This is a genomic window from Streptomyces sp. NPDC055103 (genome assembly GCF_053607625.1).
In genome coordinates this window covers 76,339-95,623 of record NZ_JBSGTX010000029.1, presented here as the reverse complement: position 1 = coordinate 95,623, position 19,285 = coordinate 76,339, and the positions used below count along the sequence as shown (strand labels likewise).

The following is a 19,285-nucleotide window of genomic DNA, read 5'->3' as shown; positions in this document are numbered from 1 at the left end:
GCGACTGACCCCGCCCTCAGGAGTTCACCCCGCGGAGCTTTCAGCCGTGGGGCCTTCCTGTTTTAGAAGCGCATTTCGTCAGGCTTCGATCTGGCCGTCGCCGCCGCCGTACTCGGCGCCGCCGAGCGCATCGACCCGCGCACCATCGCCGACCTCGTCCTCATCGGCGAACTCGGCCTCGACGGACGCGTCCGACCCGTCCGCGGCGTCCTGCCCGCCGTTCTCGCCGCCGCCGACGCCGGATACCGCCAGGTCGTCGTCCCCGAACAGACCGCCGGCGAAGCCGCGCTCGTCCCCGGCGTCTCCGTCCTGGGCGTCCGCACCCTCCGTCAGCTCATCGCCGTCCTCACCGACGAACCCGTCCCCGACGAGGAACCCACCGAGGAAGGACGGCCCGACGCCATGCTCGCCGGGCTCCTCGTCCCCGGCGCCGGAATCGGCACCGGACTCGCCGCCGACCCCGCCGAAGGACCCGACCTCGCCGACGTCGCCGGCCAGCACCGGGCCCGCCACGCCCTGGAGATCGCCGCCGCCGGCAGCCACCACCTGCTGCTCTCCGGCCCTCCCGGCGCCGGAAAGACCATGCTCGCCGAACGGCTCCCCGGCATCCTCCCGCCCCTCACCCGCCAGGAATCCCTCGAAGTCACCGCCGTCCACTCCGTCGCCGGCATCCTCCCGCCCGGCGAACCCCTCGTCCGCCGCGCCCCCTACTGCGCGCCCCACCACTCCGCGACCATGCAGTCCCTCGTCGGCGGCGGCAACGGCCTCCCCAGGCCCGGCGCCGTCTCCCTCGCCCACCGCGGCATCCTCTTTCTGGACGAAGCCCCCGAGTTCTCCGGCAAGGTCCTCGACGCGCTCCGCCAGCCCCTCGAATCCGGGCACGTCGTCATCGCCCGCGCCGCGGGCGTCGTCCGCCTCCCCGCCCACTTCCTCCTCGCCCTCGCCGCCAACCCCTGCCCCTGCGGACGGCACACCCTCCACGGCGCCGGCTGCGAGTGCCCCGCCTCCCTCATCCGCCGCTACCAGGCCCGCCTCTCCGGCCCCCTCCTCGACCGCGTCGACCTGCGCGTCGAGGTCGAACCCGTCACCCGCGCGGACCTCCTCGGGCAGGGCGGCCGCGGCGAGACCACCGCCACGGTCGCCGCCCGCGTCCACGAGGCCCGGGCCCGCGCCACCGCCCGCCTGGCCGACACCCCGTGGAGCGTCAACAGCGAGATCCCCGGACACGAACTCCGTACGCGTTACCTCGCCGCACCCGGCGCCCTCGCCGCCGCCGAATGCGACATCGAGCGGGGGCTCCTCACCGCCCGCGGTGTCGACCGCGTCCTCCGCGTGGCCTGGACCGTCGCCGACCTGGCGGGACACGACCGGCCCGGCAGCGAGGACATCGCCCTCGCCCTCGAAATGCGCACCGGCATCGCCCGCGGCGTCCCCGTCGGAGCGGGGGAGCGCGCATGACCCACTACGACACACCCGCCGGCCACCACACCCCCGGCACCGAAGAGGCCATGGACGCCACGGACGAGCGACTCGCCCGCGCCGCCCTCACCCGGGCCGTCGAACCCGGCGACGAGCACGCCGGCCGCTGGCTCCGCCACCACGGAGCCCTCGGCTTCCTCGACCGCCTCCTCCACCCCGGCGACGACCCCTTCCCCGGCACCGGAGCGAAACGCGTCGACAGCTGGCGACGACGCGCCACCGCCGCCGCCCCCGCCCGCGACCTCGACACCGTCCACCGACTCGGCGGACGCTTTCTCATCCCCGGCGACACCGAATGGCCCCGTCAACTCGACGACCTCGGCCACACCCGCCCCCTCGGCCTCTGGATCAGAGGCCCCGCCGACCTGCGCACCTGGGCCCTGCGCTCCGTCGCCCTCGTCGGAGCCCGCGCCTGCACCCCCTACGGCGCCCACATCGCGGCCGACCTCGCCACCGGCCTCGCCCGACAGGGGTGGGTCGTCGTCTCCGGAGCCGCCTACGGCATCGACGGCGCCGCCCACCGCGGTGCCCTCGCCGCCGGCGGTGCCACCGTCGCCGTCCTCGCCTGCGGCGTCGACACCCCGTACCCCCGAGGCCACGGCGGGCTCATCGGCCGCATCGCGGAACAAGGCCTCGTCGTCGGCGAGCTGCCGCCCGAAAGCCACCCCACACCCAGCCGATTCATCCTCCGCAACCGTGTGATCGCCGCTCTCACCCGAGGCACCGTCGTCGTCGAGGCGCAGCACCGCAGCGGCTCCCTCGTCACCGCCCGCGCCGCCGCCCGCCTGGGCCGCCACACCATGGGCGTCCCCGGACCCGTCACCAGCGCCCTCTCCGCAGGCGTCCACGAGCTCCTCCGCGGCGACGCCACCCTCGTCACCGACGCCCAGGAGATCGTCGAACTCGTCGGCGACATGGGCGAACTCGCCCCCGCCCGCCGCGGCCCCGTCCTCCCGCGCGACCTGCTCGGACCCGCCGCCGCGCACATCCTCGAAGCCGTCCCCGCCCGCGGCCCCACCCCCACGACCGTCATCGCCCGCCGAGCCGGAACAGGCCCCGACGACACCCTCGCGAAGCTGTACGAACTCCACTCGCTCGGCTTCGTCGAACGGCACGGAGAGGGCTGGCAGTTGACGAACACGGCGACACAGCGGTCGAACGCGCGGCGAGGCGATACTTGACCTGGAGCATTCGGGTGACAGGGTGAAGCAGATGAGCAATCGAGTTCTCTCGGCCGGATCCGAGGGGTCGACACACGCCACGGCCCGGGTTCGAAGATGTGGCCGACTGTGTCCACCCGGTCCGGCGCGATCCGCCGATGTTCGCGCACCGCGACCGCGCACTCACGCTACGCTCGCCAGGATTCCCCACAGGACGCTCCCACCGACGCACCCGACAGCAGAACGGCTCAAGGCAACGCATGCCCCAGCACACCTCCGGGTCTGACCGCGCTGCGGTGCCCCCAGCAGCCCGGGGCACCGTGCGACCACCCGCACCGACCTCGCTCGACGAGCTGTGGCGCTCGTACAAGGACACCGGCGACGAGCGGCTGCGGGAGCAGCTGATCCTGCACTACTCGCCGCTCGTCAAGTACGTCGCGGGACGCGTCAGCGTGGGGCTGCCGTCCAACGTGGAACAGGCCGACTTCGTCTCCTCCGGAGTCTTCGGGCTCATCGACGCCATCGAGAAGTTCGACGTCGAGCGCGCCATCAAGTTCGAGACGTACGCGATCACCCGCATCCGCGGCGCCATGATCGACGAACTCCGTGCCCTCGACTGGATCCCGCGCTCCGTCCGCCAGAAGGCGCGCAACGTCGAACGCGCCTACGCGACCCTCGAAGCCCAGCTCCGCCGCACCCCCTCCGAGAGCGAGGTCGCCGCGGAGATGGGCGTCACGCTGGAGGAACTGCACGCGGTCTTCAGCCAGTTGTCCCTGGCGAACGTGGTCGCCCTGGAGGAGCTGCTGCACGTCGGAGGCGAGGGTGGCGACCGCCTCTCCCTGATGGACACCCTGGAGGACACGGCGGCGGACAACCCCGTCTCGGTCGCCGAGGACCGTGAACTGCGCCGACTGCTCGCCCGCGCGATCAACACCCTCCCCGAGCGGGAGAAGACCGTCGTCACGCTCTACTACTACGAGGGCCTCACGCTGGCCGAGATCGGCAACGTCCTCGGCGTCACCGAGAGCCGTGTCAGCCAGATCCACACCAAGTCGGTCCTCCAGCTCCGCGCCAAGCTGGCCGACGTCGGACGCTGAGCCACCCCGGGCCGGTCGTACAGTGGAGCCGTGCCCAGGATTCGAGCGGCCTCCGTGGCCGAGCACCGGACGATGCAGCGAGGCGCCCTCCTTGACGCCGCGCGTTCCCTGCTGTCCGAGGGCGGTACGGAGGCGTTGACCTTCCCCGCACTCGCCGAGCGCACGGGCCTGGCCCGCTCCTCGGTGTACGAGTACTTCCGCTCGCGCGCGGCCGTCGTCGAAGAGCTGTGCGCAGTCGACTTCCCCGTCTGGGCCGCCGAGGTCGAGACCGCGATGGCCGGCGCCGATACGCCCGAGGGCAAGGTCGAGGCGTACGTCAGGACCCAGCTGGCCCTGGTCGGCGACCGGCGTCACCGGGCGGTCGTCGCGATCTCGGCGAGCGAGTTGGACGACGGCGCCCGCGAGAAGATCCGCGCGGCCCACGGCGGCCTCGTCGCCATGATCGTCGAGGCCCTCGCCGCCCTGGGCCAGTCCGAGCCGCGCCTTGGCGCCATGCTCCTCCAGGGCGTCGTCGACGCGGCCGTCCGCCGCATCGAACTCGGCGCGGCGGAGGACCCCACGACCATCGCGGAGGCCGCGGTCGCCATGGTCCTCCACGGCGTCAACGCTCCCAGGTCCTGAACCCGCCCGTCGGCAGCAGCCGCGAGGGGGCTCTCCTGGCCAGGAGCAGGGGGTTCAGGTAGGTGGTGCCGCGGAGCAGGCCCCAGTGGAGGCAGGCCCGCGCGCAGTGCGTGCCGGGTGAGACGCGGGCCACGGTGGCGCCCGCGGCGACCCGGGTGCCCGCCTTCACCAGCGGGGTCACCGGGGAGAAGGTCGTGCGCAGTGGGGGAGTGCCCGTGCCCGGGAGGGTGAGGGTGAGGACGCCCCGGCCGCCGACCGGGCCCGCGAACGAGACCGTGCCAGGGGCCGGGGCGAGCACCGGCGTGCCGGGCGGGGCCGCCAGGTCGACGCCGCGGTGCCCGGGGCCGTACGGGCCGGCCGGGGGCTGCCAGCCGCGGAGGATCTCGGGCGGGGGCGGGCCCACCGGCCACAGCAGGCCGAGGGTCAGGAGCAAGGTCATGAGACGCATGGGGGAAGGCTCCCCCGGGCGACCCTTTCCTGGGGGTCGGGACCGGTATCTGTGGACTACCCGACGGTTGTGGACAGCGCCGTCACCCGCCGCTCCCAGGGTCCCGTACACTTCCTATGGCGACTCGGGTCACCGGGTCGACTTCGCACGCCCCGCCATAACCCTCACCGGTCGTGGCAGCGCCTTTCGGTCCCTTGTGGGCATGGCGCGTCGGGGCGTCAGGAAAACAACCGAGAAACCCAAGGAGATACGGCCATGGCCGTCGTCACGATGCGGGAGCTGCTGGAAAGCGGCGTCCACTTCGGTCACCAGACCCGTCGTTGGAACCCGAAGATGCGTCGCTTCATCTTCACGGAGCGCAACGGCATCTACATCATCGACCTGCTCCAGTCGCTGTCGTACATCGACCGCGCCTTCGAGTTCGTCAAGGAGACCGTCGCGCACGGCGGCTCCATCATGTTCGTCGGTACGAAGAAGCAGGCCCAGGAGGCCATCGCCGAGCAGGCGACGCGTGTCGGCATGCCGTACGTCAACCAGCGTTGGCTCGGTGGCATGCTCACCAACTTCTCCACCGTCTACAAGCGTCTGCAGCGCCTCAAGGAGCTTGAGCAGATCGACTTCGAGGATGTGGCCGCGTCCGGCCTCACCAAGAAGGAGCTCCTGGTCCTCTCCCGCGAGAAGGCCAAGCTGGAGAAGACCCTTGGCGGTATCCGCGAGATGTCCAAGGTGCCCAGCGCCGTCTGGATCGTGGACACCAAGAAGGAGCACATCGCCGTCGGCGAGGCTCGCAAGCTCAAGATCCCGGTCGTCGCGATCCTCGACACCAACTGCGACCCCGACGAGGTCGACTACAAGATCCCGGGCAACGACGACGCGATCCGCTCCGTCACCCTGCTCACCCGCGTGATCGCCGACGCTGTCGCCGAGGGCCTCATCGCCCGCTCCGGCGCCGCGACCGGCGACTCGAAGCCGGGCGAGAAGGCCGCCGGCGAGCCCCTCGCCGAGTGGGAGCGCGACCTGCTCGAGGGTGAGAAGAAGGCCGACTCCGACGTCGCTGCCGAGGTCCAGACCTCCGCCGAGACCGAGAAGGTCGCCGACGCCGAGGTTGCCGAGGCTCCGGCCGAGGCCGCCGCCGAGGCCGAGGCCGAGGTCGTCGCCGAGGCTCCGGCCGCGGACGCCGAGCAGGCCTGACCCTTCAGGACCTTCGGGTGATGACGGCGGGGGCCCACGAAGCCCCCGCCGTCCACCCGTGGACCCGCCCGATCTTTCAGACTTCGAGAGAGAAACAGACTCATGGCGAACTACACCGCCGCTGACGTCAAGAAGCTCCGCGAGCTCACCGGCGCCGGCATGATGGACTGCAAGAAGGCCCTGGACGAGGCCGACGGCGATGTCGACAAGGCCGTAGAGGCCCTGCGCATCAAGGGCCAGAAGGGTGTCGCCAAGCGCGAGGGCCGCTCCGCCGAGAACGGCGCCGTGGTCTCCCTCATCGCCGACGACAACACCTCCGGTGTCCTCGTCGAGCTGAAGTGCGAGACGGACTTCGTCGCCAAGGGTGACAAGTTCCAGGCCGTCGCCGACCAGCTCGCCGCCCACGTCGCCGCCACCTCCCCGGCCGACCTGGAGGCGCTGCTCGCCTCCGAGATCGAGGCCGGCAAGACCGTGCAGGCGTTCGTCGACGAGGCCAACGCCAACCTCGGCGAGAAGATCGTCCTGGACCGCTTCGCGCAGTACGCCGATGGCTTCGTCTTCTCGTACATGCACCGCACGATGCCGGACCTCCCGCCGCAGATCGGTGTCCTCGTCGAGTTCGACAAGGCCGACGCCGCCGTCGCCAAGGGTGTCGCCCAGCACATCGCCGCCTTCGCGCCGAAGTACCTCACCCGTGAGGACGTTCCGGCCGAGGTCGTCGAGACCGAGCGTCGCGTCGCCGAGGAGACCACCCGCGCCGAGGGCAAGCCCGAGGCCGCGCTCCCGAAGATCGTCGAGGGTCGCGTGAACGGCTTCTTCAAGGACGCGACGCTGCTCGGTCAGCCGTACGCCCTTGACAACAAGAAGTCCGTCCAGCAGATCCTGGACGAGGCCGGTGTCACCCTGAAGCGCTTCACGCGTATCAAGGTCGGCATCTGAGTCCGTCCGCGAACGCGACGGACACCGGACCCCGGTAGGGTCTGAAGCAGTCGTCCGCCCCCGCGCAGGACGACCGCAGATCTGACGAGGAGGCCATTGCCGTACGGGATACCGCGAGGACCCACCGGCAATGGCCTTCGTCGTATGTGCACGAGGAGATCTCCATGAACCAGTCCGCCGCCCAGAGCGACGACATCCACGGCAAAAAGTCCGGCCGCTTCATGCTGAAGCTGTCCGGCGAGGCGTTCGCCGGCGGCGGCGCGCTCGGCGTCGACCCCGACGTCGTGCACAAAATCGCGCGCGAGATCGCCGCGGTCGTCCGCGACGGAGCGGAGATCGCGATCGTGATCGGCGGCGGGAACTTCTTCCGCGGCGCCGAGCTGCAGGTCCGCGGCATGGACCGCGCCCGCTCCGACTACATGGGCATGCTCGGCACCGTGATGAACTGCCTCGCCCTCCAGGACTTCCTGGAGAAGGAGGGCATCGACTCCCGCGTCCAGACCGCCATCACCATGGGTCAGGTCGCCGAGCCGTACATCCCGCTGCGCGCCGTGCGGCACCTGGAGAAGGGCCGCGTGGTCATCTTCGGTGCGGGCATGGGCATGCCGTACTTCTCCACCGACACCACGGCCGCCCAGCGCGCCCTGGAGATCGACGCCGAGGCCCTGCTGATGGGCAAGAACGGCGTGGACGGCGTCTACGACTCCGACCCGAAGGCCAACCCCGACGCGGTCAAGTTCGACGCGCTGGAGTACGGCGAGGTGCTCTCCCGCGACCTCAAGGTCGCCGACGCCACCGCCATCACCCTGTGCCGGGACAACAAGCTCCCGATTCTCGTCTTCGAACTGCTCACCGAGGGCAATATCGCTCGCGCGGTGAAGGGTGAGAAGATCGGCACGCTCGTGAGCGACCAGGGCACCCGGGCCTGACACCCGAACCGGGAACCGCCCCGCGAGGGGATGGACAGAGCCCTGCCGGTCGTACCCACCGTGCAGGACACAAAGCGACGACACGCAGGAGCATGTGGTGATCGAAGAGACCCTCCTCGAGGCCGAGGAGAAGATGGAGAAGGCCGTCGTGGTGGCCAAGGAGGACTTCGCCGCGATCCGCACCGGCCGTGCGCACCCGGCGATGTTCAACAAGATCGTGGCGGACTACTACGGCGCCCTCACCCCCATCAACCAGCTCGCGTCGTTCTCCGTGCCGGAGCCGCGCATGGCGGTGGTGACCCCGTTCGACAAGACCGCGCTGCGCAACATCGAGCAGGCCATCCGCGACTCGGACCTGGGTGTGAACCCCAGCAACGACGGCAGCATCATCCGGGTGAACTTCCCCGAGCTGACGGAGGAGCGCCGTCGCGAGTACATCAAGGTCGCCCGGGGCAAGGCCGAGGACTCGAAGGTCTCCATCCGCGCCGTGCGCCGCAAGGCCAAGGACGCCCTCGACAAGCTGGTCAAGGACAAGGAGTCCGGCGAGGACGACGTGCGCCGCGCCGAGAAGGAGCTCGACGACTCCACCGCGAAGTACGTCGCGCAGGTGGACGAGCTGCTCAAGCACAAGGAAGCCGAGCTGCTCGAGGTCTGATGAACGACTCATCCTGGGGGGCCCCGGGCGGCACCGGCCGTCGGGGACCCGACCAGGGGCCTGCCCCGGCGGGTCCCGCATACGATCGGCACCAGGCGGCGCAGACTCGGCCCATGCCCATCGTGCCCGACGTTCCCGCCGGCGGATTCCAGGACGGTCACGGCCGGGGGGCCGCTCACCAGAGCGGTCCCCTGTTCCGTGACGAGACGCCGCACGAGCACCCGCAGGAGCCCATGTCCAGCCCCACCCCGCCTCCGCCGCCCGCGCCGACGGCGCCACGGCAGAAGAAGAGCGCGGGGCGTGACCTGGGCGCGGCCATAGGGGTGGGCGTCGGGCTCGGCGCCGTCATCGTCGCCTCGCTGTTCATCTGGAAGCCGGCGTTCGTCGGGGTGATCGCGGTCGCCGTGGTCGTCGGTCTGTGGGAGCTCACCTCCCGCCTGCAGGAGCGCAAGGCCATCAAGGCCCCGCTGGTGCCGCTCGCGGTCGGCGGCGCGGCGATGGTCGTCGCCGGCTACGTCCGGGGGCCCGAAGGCGCCTGGGTGGCGATGGCGCTGACGGCGCTCGCGGTGCTGGTGTGGCGGATGACGGAGCCTCCCGAGGGCTACCTGAAGGACGTCACCGCGGGTGTCTTCGCCGCGTTCTACGTGCCGTTCCTGGCGACGTTCGTGGCGATGCTGCTCACCGCGGACGACGGTCCGCAGCGGGTGCTGACCTTCCTGCTCCTCACGGTGGTCAGCGACACCGGGGCGTACGCGGTCGGCTGGCGCTTCGGCAAGCACAAGCTGGCGCCGAGGATCAGCCCCGGCAAGACCCGCGAGGGTCTGGTCGGCGCGGTGGCCTTCGCGATGGCGGCGGGCGCGCTGTGCATGGAGTTCATGATCGACGACGGGACCTGGTGGCAGGGTCTGCTCCTCGGTCTGGCGGTGGCGGCGAGCGCGACGCTCGGCGACCTCGGCGAGTCGATGATCAAGCGCGATCTCGGCATCAAGGACATGGGCACGCTGCTCCCGGGCCATGGCGGGATCATGGACCGGCTGGACTCGTTGCTGCCGACGGCTCCGGTGGTGTGGTTGCTGCTCGCGGTGTTCGTGGGGACGGGCTGACCGGCCATGGCGCCCTGCGGCGGAGCCGCGTGGTGATGCAGCATGGACCGGCTGGACTCGTTGCTGCCGACGGCTCCGGTGGTGTGGTTGCTGCTCGCGGTGTTCGTGGGGACGGGCTGACCGGCCTGCCGGATTCTTCCGTCGGAAGCTGTTGACGGACAGCGGGTACTCTGGAAGGGCTCGTGGCGCGTGCGCCGCGGGCCCTTCCGTCGTCCTCGCCACCGTGAGGGCGCTCCAGTGAGGTCTCCTGGCTTCGGCATCGTCATGCCGCGCTTCCCGCCGACGCGGGGCTGTCCGGACCTCGTGCCGTCTGAGGAGACACCCGATCGTGGCCCGTCCTGTGCCCGGAGAACTCACTTTCGTCGCCCCCAAGGGAGCCAAGAAGCCGCCTCGGCACCTGGCCGACCTCTCGCCCGCCGAGCGGAAGGAGGCCGTCGCCGCGATCGGCGAGAAGCCCTTCCGCGCCAAGCAGCTGTCGCAGCACTACTTCGCGCGGTACGCGCACGACCCCGCGCAGTGGACCGACATCCCGGCGGCCTCGAGGGAGAAGCTCGCCGAGGCGCTGCTGCCCGACCTGATGTCGGTCGTGCGGCACATCTCGTGCGACGACGACACCACCCGTAAGACCCTGTGGCGGCTGCACGACGGCACGCTCGTGGAGTCGGTGCTCATGCGCTACCCGGAGCGGGTGACCATGTGCATCTCCTCGCAGGCCGGCTGCGGCATGAACTGCCCGTTCTGCGCGACCGGACAGGCGGGCCTCGACCGGAACCTGTCGACCGCCGAGATCGTGCACCAGATCGTGGACGGCATGCGGTCCCTGCGGGACGGGGAGGTCCCCGGGGGACCGGCGCGCCTCTCGAACATCGTCTTCATGGGCATGGGCGAGCCGCTCGCCAACTACAACCGGGTCGTCGGCGCGATCCGCCGGCTCACCGACCCCGAGCCGGACGGTCTGGGGCTCTCGCAGCGCGGGATCACCGTCTCCACCGTCGGGCTCGTGCCCGCGATGCAGCGCTTCGCCGACGAGGGCTTCAAGTGCCGTCTCGCGGTCTCCCTGCACGCCCCCGACGACGAGCTGCGCGACACCCTCGTGCCGGTGAACACCCGCTGGAAGGTGCGCGAGGTCCTCGACGCCTCATGGGAGTACGCCGAGAAGTCCGGGCGCCGGATCTCCATCGAGTACGCGCTCATCCGCGACATCAACGACCAGGCGTGGCGCGGCGACCTCCTGGGCCGGCTGCTGAAGAACAAGCGGGTGCACGTCAACCTGATCCCGCTGAACCCGACGCCCGGTTCGAAGTGGACGGCGTCCCGTCCCGAGGACGAGCGGGCCTTCGTCGACGCCATCGCCCGCCACGGCGTTCCGGTGACCGTCCGGGACACCCGTGGCCAGGAGATCGACGGTGCCTGTGGACAGCTGGCGGCGTCCGAGCGCTGACCTTGTACTCTGAGGTCGAACACATCTCCATATTCCGACAGGGGAGCGCCACAGCGCTGAGAGTGCGGTCACCGTAGGACCGCAGACCCTCTGAACCTTGCCCAGGTCATTCTGGGTAGGAAGTTCGGTCGTTAACTCATGCTGTTGCGCCCTGCCCGCGTCCGGTTCCGCCGGACGCGGGCAGGGCCGCGTCTCTTCCTGGTCACACCCAGGAGGAATCTCAGTGAGCACCACCATTTCGGCGAGCACGAAGAGAACGGCGGCCGCCGCGCTCGTCGTGGCGCTGGGCGTCACCGCCCTCGCCGCCTGCGGCACCGAGGACGTCCGCGACGCCGCGGGCAAGACCGGCGCGCCCGCGCCGAAGACCGTGACGCTCGTGAGTCACGACTCCTTCAACGCCTCCAAGGAGGTGCTGGCGGAGTTCACGAAGCAGACCGGTTTCACGGTCAAGGTCCTCAAGGCCGGTGACGCGGGCGAGGCCGTCAACAAGGAGATCCTGACCAAGGGCTCCCCGCAGGGCGACGTCTTCTTCGGTGTCGACAACACCCTGCTGTCCCGCGCCCTCGACCACGGGATCTTCGTCCCGTACGAGGCGAAGGGCGTGGACCGGATCCCGGCCGCGTACCGCCTCGACAAGGAGCAGCGGGTCACGCCGGTCGACTCCGGTGACATCTGCGTCAACTACGACAAGAAGTACTTCGCCGACAAGAAGCTGGCGCCGCCCCAGACCTTCGACGACCTGGCGAAGCCGGCGTACAAGGACCTGCTCGTCGTCGAGAACCCCGAGCGGTCCTCCCCGGGTCTCGGCTTCCTCCTCGGTACGGCCGCGCAGTACGGCGATGGGGGTACCTCCCAGGGCGAAGCCTCTGGGGGAGGCTGGCAGGACTACTGGAAGAAGCTGAAGGCCAACGGCGTGAAGACCGTCGACAGCTGGGAGCTCGCCTACAACCAGGAGTTCTCCGGCTCGGCCGGCGGCAAGCAGGCCAAGGGCGACCGGCCGCTCGTCGTGTCGTACGCCTCCAGCCCGCCGGTCGAGGTGCTCTACGGCGAGCCGCAGCCGAAGGTGGCCCCGACCGGGGTGTCCACCGGCACCTGCTTCCGGCAGATCGAGTTCGCGGGTCTGCTGAACGGGGCGAAGAACCCCGAGGGCGGCAAGGCGCTGATCGACTTCCTGATCTCGAAGAAGTTCCAGGACGACATGCCGCTCCAGATGTTCGTCAACCCGGTCGCGAAGGACGCGACGCTGCCGGAGCTCTTCACGAAGCACGGTGTCGTGATCGACCAGCCCAGGACCATGGCGCCCGAGAAGATCGCCGAGAAGCGTGACCCGTGGATCCAGCAGTGGTCGTCGCTCGTCCTGAAGTAGTGCGGGGCCGGGGCGACCTCAGGGGGAGCGCGGCGCGGCTGGGGCTGATGGCCCTGCCCGTCGTGTTCTTCGGGGTCTTCTTCGCCTGGCCCGTCGTGTCGATCGTCGACCGGGGGCTGCGGCCCGAGGGCGTCTGGCGGTTCGGCCGGATCGGCGAGACGCTGAGCCGGCCGGACATCCTCGACGTCCTCGGCTTCACCGTGTGGCAGGCGCTCGCCTCCACCGGTCTGACGTTGCTCGTGGCGCTGCCCGGCGCGTATGCCTTCGCGCGCTTCGACTTCCCGGGCAAGGACGTGCTGCGGGCCGTGGTCACGGTGCCGTTCGTGCTGCCGACCGTCCTCGTCGGCACGGCCTTCCTGGCCGTCGTCGGCCGGGGCGGTCTCACGGACGAGCTGTGGGGGCTGCGGCTCGACACCAGCGTGTGGGCGATCCTCCTCGCGCACGTCTTCTTCAACTACGCGGTCGTCGTCCGGACCGTCGGCGGCCTCTGGTCGCAGCTCGACCCGCGCCAGGAGGAGGCCGCCCGGGTCCTCGGCGCCTCGCGCTGGACGGCCTGGCGGACGGTGACGCTGCCCGCGCTGGTGCCGGCGGTGTCGGCGGCCGCCCTGATGGTCTTCCTCTTCACGTTCACCTCCTTCGGTGTCGTCCAGATCCTCGGCGGGGACGCGTACTCCACCCTGGAGTCGGAGATCTACCGGCAGACCGCCCGGCTGCTCGACCTGCCGACGGCCGCGGTCCTGACCCTCGTCCAGTTCGCGGCGGTCGGAGCGATCCTGGCCGTGCACGCCCGGACGCTACGGCGGCGGGAGACCGCGCTGCGGCTCGTACCGCCGGAGACGACCGCGCGCCGGCCGAGGGGCGTCGGGCAGTGGGCGCTGCTCGGCGGTGTCCTCGTCTCGGTGGCGCTGCTGATCCTGCTGCCGCTCGGCGTGCTCGTGGAGCGGTCCTTCGCGGGGCCGCACGGCTACGGGCTCGGCTACTACCGGGCGCTCGGCTCGCTCGACGAGTCCGGCACCTTCCTCGTACCGCCGCTTGAGGCGATCGGGAACTCCCTGCGGTACGCGGTGGCCGCGACCGGCATCGCGGTGCTGATCGGCGGGCTCGCCGCGGCGGCGCTCACCAGGCGGGCCGGGCGGCTCGTACGGGGCTTCGACGCGCTGCTCATGCTGCCGCTCGGGGTGTCCGCCGTGACCGTCGGCTTCGGGTTCCTCATCACGCTCGACGAGCCGCCGTTCGACCTGCGCGCCAGCTGGATCCTCGTACCGCTCGCACAGGCCCTGGTCGGCGTCCCCTTCGTCGTACGGACCATGCTGCCGGTGCTGCGGGCGGTGGACGAGCGGCTGCGGGAGGCGGCGGCCGTCCTCGGGGCGTCGCCGTGGCGGGCCTGGCGGGAGGTGGACCTGCCGCTGGTGCGGCGGGCGCTCCTCATCGCCGCCGGCTTCGCCTTCGCCGTCTCGCTCGGCGAGTTCGGCGCGACCGTCTTCATCGCCCGGCCCGACAGCCCGACGCTGCCGGTGGCGGTCGCTCGGCTGCTTGGGCGGCCGGGCGAGCTCAACTACGGGCAGGCGATGGCCCTCTCGACGATTCTGATGGTGGTGTGCGCGGTGTCCCTGCTCCTGCTGGAACGGCTGCGCACCGAGCGGACCTCCGGGGAGTTCTGATGCTTTCGATCCTGGACGCGACCGTACGGTTCGGGGAGCGGGCCGCGCTCGACGCCGTGGACCTGGAGGTCGCCGAGCACGAGATCGTGTGCGTCCTCGGCCCCAGCGGCAGCGGCAAGTCCACCCTGCTCCGGGTCGTTGCCGGGCTCCAGGCGCTCGACGGCGGCCGGGTGCTGCTCGAAGGCGCCGACCAGGCGGGGGTGCCGGTGCACCGGCGGGGCGTCGGGCTGATGTTCCAGGACCACCAGCTGTTCCCGCAGCGGGACGTCGGCGGCAACATCGCCTTCGGACCGCGGATGCGCGGCGCCGGCAAGGCCGAACAGGCGGAGCGCGTACGGGAGCTGCTCGACCTCGTCGGGCTCCCGGGCGCCGAGCGGAGGTCCGTCGCCGCGCTCTCCGGCGGCGAGCAGCAGCGGGTCGCGCTGGCCAGGGCGCTGGCACCGCGGCCCCGCCTTCTCATGCTGGACGAGCCGCTCGGACAGCTCGACCGGGGGCTGCGGGAGCGGCTCGTCGTCGAGCTGCGGCAGCTCTTCGGGCGGCTCGGGACGACGGTCCTCGCCGTCACCCACGATCAGGGCGAGGCCTTCGCGCTCGCCGACCGGGTCGTGGTGATGCGGGACGGGCGGATCGCGCAGTCGGGCGCGCCCGTCGAGGTGTGGTCGCGGCCGGCCTCGGAGTTCGTGGCCCGCTTCCTCGGATTCGACAACGTGGTGGCGGCGCGGGTCACGGGCATGGTCGCGGAGACGGCGTGGGGCAAGGTCCCCGTGCCGGAGGGCTCGCCGCAGGGGGAGCGGAGGCTCCTCGTCCGGCCGGGCGGGGTGCGGCTCCTCCCGGGGGAGTCGGATGCGTGGACGGTCGAGTCCCGGACCTTCCGGGGCGACCGCGTCGTCGTACGGCTCCGGCCCGCTGACGGGCCGCCGCTGGAGGCGGAGTTCCCGCTGAGCGAGGCGCCGGCCGAGGGCGCCCGGGTGGACCTGGCCTTCGCGGTGGAGGACGTCGTGGTGCTGGGGGACTGACCCCGTCGGGGACGCGGCTCAGCAGGCGGCGCACGTCCTGCGGGTCGCGCGCTGATAGGAGCGGGTGGCGCGGGCCAGGGCCAGTCCGTAGCAGGAGAAGCCGCCGTAGGCGACGGCGAACACCCAGGGCGCGTGGTCCGCGAGGTCGACGCGGATCAGCCCCGCCCAGATCAGCACGCCGACCACGGCGAGGATCGCGCCGAACGGCGCGAGCGCGCCTGCCCCCGCCCAGGCCGTCTCCAGCGAGGCGTACGGGACGAGGGCCGCGGCGGCGACGAGCCCGGCACGGGCCGGGTCCGCCGTCACGGAGGTGCGGCGCGGGTCGCCGGTGCGGCCGTGCCCGCCGCAGTGCGGGCAGGTGCCGAGGGCCCGGCGCCGGTGCGCGAGGGCCGCACATCCCCACAGCACGGCGCCGAGGACGGCGAGGAACTGGTTGGCGAGCGCCGCCCAGTCGACCGGCGGCTGGTTGCGGGACAGGAAGAACAGGAGATGGACCGGGCTGAGGAGCGCTGCGAAGCCCGAGGTCAGACAGAGCGCGACCACCGCCCAGGCGGCTCTGGACGGCCACCGGGCAGCCGGGCGGCGCGACAGGGCGTACCCGAGCACGGCGGAAGCCCCGTACAGCACCCCCGTGGCCGCCTCGGCGCCCGTGCCGGTGCCTTTGCCCAGGACCGCGTACCCGAACGCGGGCCCGGTGAGGGCGGCGAGGGCCGCACACGTCGCGTACAGCAGCGACCAGGCGAACGCGGCGGAACCGGCCCACGAGGGCCAGTCTTCGGCGTCATGTCCCGAGCCTCCCGGCGGGAGGCCCTGGGGCGCGCCCGTCCCCGGTCGCGTCCCGCTCCGCCGTGCGGGGGAGGGGCGCTACGCCTTCGGCGCGGGGGAGGGGGACTACGCCCGCGCGAGCCGTTCCAGCGCCTCCGGGACCTCCTCGGTCGAGTCGACCAGGGCGATGCGGGGGGCCATCGGGCGGCCTGCGGCGAGGGCTTCCAGGAGGGGCCAGGCCGGGAGGTGCGCGGTCCAGTGGGCGCGGTCGACCAGGACCATCGGCGTGGGCGTGCCCAGGGAGCCGTAGTAGTTAGGGGTGACGTTCGCGAAGATCTCCTGGACCGTGCCCGCCGCGCCCGGCAGGAAGACGACGCCCGCCGTGGAGCGGGCGAGCAGGCCCTCCTCGCGGACGGCGTTGGTGAAGTACTTGGCGACGCGGCCGGCGAAGGCGTTCGGCGGTTCGTGGCCGTAGAACCAGGTCGGGATCCCGACGGAGTCACCGCCGTGCGGCCACCGGGCCCGTACCGCGAAGGCGGCGCGGGCCCACTCCGTCACCGAGGGGACGAAGGACGGGGCGGTGGCGAGGACGGCGAGGGCCTCCGGCAGGGTCTCGTCGGGGAACGGCGCCAGATACGCGCCGAGGTTCGCCGCCTCCATCGCGCCCGGTCCGCCGCCGGTCGTCACGGCCAGGCCCGAGCGGGCCAGCGACCTGCCGAGCCGGGCGGCGCCCGCGTACCCCTCCGTGCCCCGGACCGTCGCGTGCCCGCCCATCACGCCGACGACCCGCTTTCCGTCGAGGAGTTCGTCGAGGGCGTCGGAGACGGCGTCGTCGTGGAGGGCGCGGAGCATCGAGGGGAAGATGTCGCCGTCGGCCCTGGTCCGCGCGAACCAGGTGTACGCGAGGGAGTCAGGGGTCGCGTCGTAGCCCGTCTCGGCGATGCCGGCGTACAGCTCGTCGGGGGAGTAGAGACCTGAGCGGTACGGGTCGAACGGCAGGTCGGGGACGGGCGGGAAGACGAGTGCCCCGTCGGCGCGGACCTTGGCCGCGGCCTCCGGCTCCATGCGGCAGCCGAGGAGGACGGCGCCCGCGGCAGAGGTGGTGAGCAGGGCGAAGGTGCGGTCGGTGAGGTCGACGGACTGTACGCGGAGCCCGGCGAGCCCGCCGGGCCGGGCTATCGCCGCGTCGAACTCGTCGAGCGTGTGGATCTCGTGCCCGTGCCCGCGCGGACCGGGCGGCCGGTGTGCAGGAGGAGGCGTCGCCATGGGCCCACGATAGGGGCCCTGCCGCCGAGCGGCCCGTCAGCCCGTCAGGGGGAGGGCCGCCAGCTCCGCCACGATCCAGGTCAGCGGCAGGAAGACGGCGACGAGCGCGCCCGCCCGCATGAGGGCCGCCGTCCGCAGGACCGTGGGTGGGGCGCCGAGGCGGAGGAGCGCCTCGGTGGTGTGGGCCCGGCACTGCTTGGACTCCAGCGCGGCCGTGAGGAGCGTCGCCGTGGTGCAGGCCATGACGAGGGCCGCGCCGAGACCGGTGAGCGGTCCGAAAGCGGCCGGGCCCGTGCCCGACGCGTACAGCGCGGCCGCCGCGAGCGTCCCGGACAGCACGGCGGAGACCACCCCGAGCGGGCGGCCGATACGGCGGCACTCGTCCATGAGGACGCGGCCCGCGAGCAGCCGGGTCGCGCCCGGCCGGACGGCCTGGAGGAGCCGGCCGCAGCCGTACGTGAGTCCCGGGCCCGCGAGGGCGAGACCGAAGGCGGTGAGCACCCAGCCGGCGAGGACGCCCGCCGGGCTGCCGTCGAAGCGGCCCGGCAGCGGGAGGTCGTCGCCGGCGCCGCTGCGGCCCGCGTACGTCTCGATGGCCAGACCGACGGCGACGAGGGCGACGCCCCAGGGCAGCCCGGACGGCACCGGCTTCTCGACGCCCTCCGGTTCGGCGGGCGCGGAGCGCGGGCGCAGCGCCAGGCCCGCCGCCGTGGCGGCGACGACCGGCAGGATCGCGAGGAGCGTGAGGGCGGCGGCGAGGGGCATCGGCTGGTCGGCGGCGAGGAGGTCGGCCGCCGCCCCGTCGAAGGGCAGCCCCGTGATGTCGCCGCGCAGGTGCAGGTAGAACAGGAGCGCGACCATCGAGCCGAGCGTGCAGGCGACGGCCGTCGACGCCGCGGCGACGGCCGTGAGCCGGACGGGGCCGAGTCCGACCGCCGAGAGTCCGGGGCGCGGCCGGGTGCTGGGGTCGGTGCGGGCCACGGCCACGGCGAACTGGACGGTGGCGGCGAGCGGCAGGGCGCACCACAGCAGGCGCAGGACGGAGGACGAGGACCGGTCCGGGTGCCCGACGGCGTATCCGAGGGTGCAGAGCAGCAGGAAGCCCACCCCCGCGGCCGCGGCGGCGACGAGGAGCCGCCGGGTCAGGACGAGGGGGTGGGTCCCGCGGGCTAGACGGAGAGCGAGCACGCGGTGACGCCCTCCGCCCCTGACGCCGGAGGGACGGTGCCGACCCGGCGGCCGTCGAGGAGGGCGACCGTGCGGTCGGCGAGCGCCGCCACGTCGCCGTCGTGGGTGGCGAGGACCACCGTGATGCCGTGGGAGCGGGCCGCGGCGGTCAGGGTGCGCAGGACCTGCGCCCCGTCGGCGCGGTGCAGCGCGGCGGTGGGTTCGTCGGCGAAGAGCACCGACGGGGTGGTGACCAGGGCGCGGGCGATCGCGATCCGCTGGCGCTGGGAGTGGGTGAGCGCGTGCGGGCGCTTGCGGACGCAGACGCCGATGTCGAGGCGCTCCAGCCATTCGACGCCGGCGGTCTTCGCTGCCCGGTGGGAGGCGCCGCGGAGCAGCAGCGGGAGGGCGACGTTCTCCCAGCCGGTGAGTTCCGGGACGAGGCCCGGCTCGGGGTCGATCCAGCCGAAGCGGTCGCGGCGGAGCCGTTCGCGCTGGGCCGCGCCGAGGGTGTGCACGGGGCTGCTGTTGAACCACACCTCGCCCTGCTGGGCGACGAGCTGCCCGGACAGGCAGCGCATGAGGGTGGTCTTGCCGCTGCCGCGCGGGCCGACGAGGGCGAGGATCTCGCCCTCGCGGACGCCGAGGGAGACGCCGCTGAGGGCGTCCGAACCGCCCAGGGAGCAGTGCAGGGAACGCGCCCAGAGCACGTCGTTGTCCGGTGGGGCCATCGCGTACACCTCTGTCGGATCCGATCTGTGTTCCCCCATCCGGGGGAACGAAGAGACGGGCCTTTCGGTCACTGGCGCCAGGGGAGATCAGGGGGCGGTCAGGGGTGCGACCGGGAAGGCGACCAGGGATGAACCGTAAGGATTCAGATCGGTTTGTACGGACAGCACGCGGCCCGGGCATGCCACCATCCACTCGGATGGCGGCATGCCCGGGCCGTTGTCACGCCGTGAGGGCGGCGTGAGGTCCTGC

At 72.4% G+C, this 19,285-nt stretch carries 17 protein-coding genes and 1 pseudogene; 13 read left to right on the top strand and 5 right to left on the bottom strand.

What is annotated here, in order from left to right; all coding sequences use genetic code 11:
* Nucleotides 1-78 precede the first annotated feature (78 nt).
* From ACWFR1_RS19960 to ACWFR1_RS19945, 4 genes and pseudogenes are all read left to right on the top strand, one after another.
* Nucleotides 79-1,458: pseudogene (locus tag ACWFR1_RS19960) on the top strand (YifB family Mg chelatase-like AAA ATPase); the annotation flags it as partial.
* A 50-nt stretch (nt 1,459-1,508) separates the two neighbouring features.
* Nucleotides 1,509-2,660 (top strand): DNA-processing protein DprA, encoded by a 1,152-nt coding sequence (dprA, locus tag ACWFR1_RS19955; RefSeq protein WP_453552897.1) that lies wholly within the window; start codon nt 1,509-1,511, stop codon nt 2,658-2,660.
* Nucleotides 2,661-2,899: 239 nt separating this feature from the next.
* The gene (whiG, locus tag ACWFR1_RS19950) at nt 2,900-3,736 is read left to right on the top strand and encodes an RNA polymerase sigma factor WhiG (protein WP_453552891.1); all 837 of its coding nucleotides are present in this window, start codon (nt 2,900-2,902) and stop codon (nt 3,734-3,736) included.
* 54 nt (nt 3,737-3,790) lie between these two features.
* On the top strand, nt 3,791-4,357 hold the full coding sequence (locus ACWFR1_RS19945; protein WP_453552895.1) for a TetR/AcrR family transcriptional regulator: 567 nt from the start codon (nt 3,791-3,793) through the stop codon (nt 4,355-4,357).
* On the opposite strand, the gene ACWFR1_RS19940 is transcribed toward ACWFR1_RS19945, so the two are convergent.
* Nucleotides 4,338-4,805, bottom strand: coding sequence for a murein hydrolase activator EnvC family protein (locus tag ACWFR1_RS19940; RefSeq protein ID WP_453552889.1), 468 nt, complete (start codon nt 4,803-4,805; stop codon nt 4,338-4,340). The genes ACWFR1_RS19945 and ACWFR1_RS19940 overlap by 20 nt on opposite strands.
* Nucleotides 4,806-5,060: 255 nt before the next feature.
* Between ACWFR1_RS19940 and rpsB the strand changes: the two genes are divergently transcribed.
* From rpsB to ACWFR1_RS19895, 9 genes are all read left to right on the top strand, one after another.
* Complete coding sequence (gene rpsB, locus ACWFR1_RS19935; RefSeq protein WP_453552887.1) at nt 5,061-5,996, top strand: 30S ribosomal protein S2; 936 nt, start codon at nt 5,061-5,063, stop codon at nt 5,994-5,996.
* 102 nt (nt 5,997-6,098) lie between these two features.
* A complete protein-coding gene (gene tsf / locus ACWFR1_RS19930) occupies nt 6,099-6,935 on the top strand; it encodes a translation elongation factor Ts (protein ID WP_453552884.1) in 837 nt (278 codons plus the stop codon).
* 164 nt (nt 6,936-7,099) lie between these two features.
* On the top strand, nt 7,100-7,864 hold the full coding sequence (gene pyrH / locus ACWFR1_RS19925) for a UMP kinase (RefSeq protein ID WP_453552882.1): 765 nt from the start codon (nt 7,100-7,102) through the stop codon (nt 7,862-7,864).
* Between the two features lie 97 nt (nt 7,865-7,961).
* The gene (gene frr / locus ACWFR1_RS19920; protein ID WP_125746162.1) at nt 7,962-8,519 is read left to right on the top strand and encodes a ribosome recycling factor; all 558 of its coding nucleotides are present in this window, start codon (nt 7,962-7,964) and stop codon (nt 8,517-8,519) included.
* Nucleotides 8,519-9,622 (top strand): phosphatidate cytidylyltransferase, encoded by a 1,104-nt coding sequence (locus ACWFR1_RS19915; protein ID WP_453552879.1) that lies wholly within the window; start codon nt 8,519-8,521, stop codon nt 9,620-9,622. Before frr ends, ACWFR1_RS19915 begins: the two co-directional genes overlap by 1 nt.
* Nucleotides 9,623-9,950: 328 nt before the next feature.
* Nucleotides 9,951-11,063 carry a 23S rRNA (adenine(2503)-C(2))-methyltransferase RlmN gene (rlmN, locus tag ACWFR1_RS19910; protein ID WP_453552877.1) on the top strand — a complete coding sequence of 371 codons (1,113 nt, stop codon included), beginning with the start codon at nt 9,951-9,953 and terminating at the stop codon, nt 11,061-11,063.
* 223 nt (nt 11,064-11,286) lie between these two features.
* Nucleotides 11,287-12,429 (top strand): thiamine ABC transporter substrate-binding protein, encoded by a 1,143-nt coding sequence (locus ACWFR1_RS19905; RefSeq protein ID WP_453552875.1) that lies wholly within the window; start codon nt 11,287-11,289, stop codon nt 12,427-12,429.
* Between the two features lie 47 nt (nt 12,430-12,476).
* Nucleotides 12,477-14,090 carry an ABC transporter permease gene (locus tag ACWFR1_RS19900; protein WP_453552893.1) on the top strand — a complete coding sequence of 538 codons (1,614 nt, stop codon included), beginning with the start codon at nt 12,477-12,479 and terminating at the stop codon, nt 14,088-14,090.
* Complete coding sequence (locus tag ACWFR1_RS19895) at nt 14,090-15,106, top strand: ABC transporter ATP-binding protein (protein WP_453552873.1); 1,017 nt, start codon at nt 14,090-14,092, stop codon at nt 15,104-15,106. The genes ACWFR1_RS19900 and ACWFR1_RS19895 overlap by 1 nt, the downstream gene beginning before the upstream one ends.
* Nucleotides 15,107-15,124: 18 nt before the next feature.
* On the opposite strand, the gene ACWFR1_RS19890 is transcribed toward ACWFR1_RS19895, so the two are convergent.
* The 4 genes from ACWFR1_RS19890 to ACWFR1_RS19875 all read right to left on the bottom strand — a co-directional run bounded on the left by ACWFR1_RS19890 (nt 15,125) and on the right by ACWFR1_RS19875 (nt 19,035).
* Nucleotides 15,125-15,733 carry a hypothetical protein gene (locus ACWFR1_RS19890; RefSeq protein ID WP_453552871.1) on the bottom strand — a complete coding sequence of 203 codons (609 nt, stop codon included), beginning with the start codon at nt 15,731-15,733 and terminating at the stop codon, nt 15,125-15,127.
* A 264-nt stretch (nt 15,734-15,997) separates the two neighbouring features.
* Entirely contained in the window at nt 15,998-17,137 is a 1,140-nt protein-coding gene (locus tag ACWFR1_RS19885) for an LOG family protein (protein ID WP_453552869.1), read from the bottom strand.
* 36 nt (nt 17,138-17,173) lie between these two features.
* Nucleotides 17,174-18,325 carry a hypothetical protein gene (locus ACWFR1_RS19880; protein ID WP_453552867.1) on the bottom strand — a complete coding sequence of 384 codons (1,152 nt, stop codon included), beginning with the start codon at nt 18,323-18,325 and terminating at the stop codon, nt 17,174-17,176.
* Nucleotides 18,307-19,035: an ABC transporter ATP-binding protein gene (locus tag ACWFR1_RS19875; RefSeq protein ID WP_453552865.1), complete on the bottom strand. Its 729-nt coding sequence runs from the start codon at nt 19,033-19,035 to the stop codon at nt 18,307-18,309. Before ACWFR1_RS19875 ends, ACWFR1_RS19880 begins: the two co-directional genes overlap by 19 nt.
* Between the last annotated feature and the right edge of the window lie 250 nt (nt 19,036-19,285).

Coding starts and splice junctions, on each gene's coding strand:
- dprA (WP_453552897.1), top strand. CDS start 1,509: ATGGACGCCACGGACGAGCGACTCGCCCGCGCCGCCCTCACCCGGGCC.
- whiG (WP_453552891.1), top strand. CDS start 2,900: ATGCCCCAGCACACCTCCGGGTCTGACCGCGCTGCGGTGCCCCCAGCA.
- ACWFR1_RS19940 (WP_453552889.1), bottom strand. CDS start 4,805: ATGCGTCTCATGACCTTGCTCCTGACCCTCGGCCTGCTGTGGCCGGTG.
- rpsB (WP_453552887.1), top strand. CDS start 5,061: ATGGCCGTCGTCACGATGCGGGAGCTGCTGGAAAGCGGCGTCCACTTC.
- tsf (WP_453552884.1), top strand. CDS start 6,099: ATGGCGAACTACACCGCCGCTGACGTCAAGAAGCTCCGCGAGCTCACC.
- pyrH (WP_453552882.1), top strand. CDS start 7,100: ATGAACCAGTCCGCCGCCCAGAGCGACGACATCCACGGCAAAAAGTCC.
- ACWFR1_RS19915 (WP_453552879.1), top strand. CDS start 8,519: ATGAACGACTCATCCTGGGGGGCCCCGGGCGGCACCGGCCGTCGGGGA.
- ACWFR1_RS19900 (WP_453552893.1), top strand. CDS start 12,477: ATGGCCCTGCCCGTCGTGTTCTTCGGGGTCTTCTTCGCCTGGCCCGTC.
- ACWFR1_RS19895 (WP_453552873.1), top strand. CDS start 14,090: ATGCTTTCGATCCTGGACGCGACCGTACGGTTCGGGGAGCGGGCCGCG.
- ACWFR1_RS19885 (WP_453552869.1), bottom strand. CDS start 17,137: ATGGCGACGCCTCCTCCTGCACACCGGCCGCCCGGTCCGCGCGGGCAC.
- ACWFR1_RS19875 (WP_453552865.1), bottom strand. CDS start 19,035: ATGGCCCCACCGGACAACGACGTGCTCTGGGCGCGTTCCCTGCACTGC.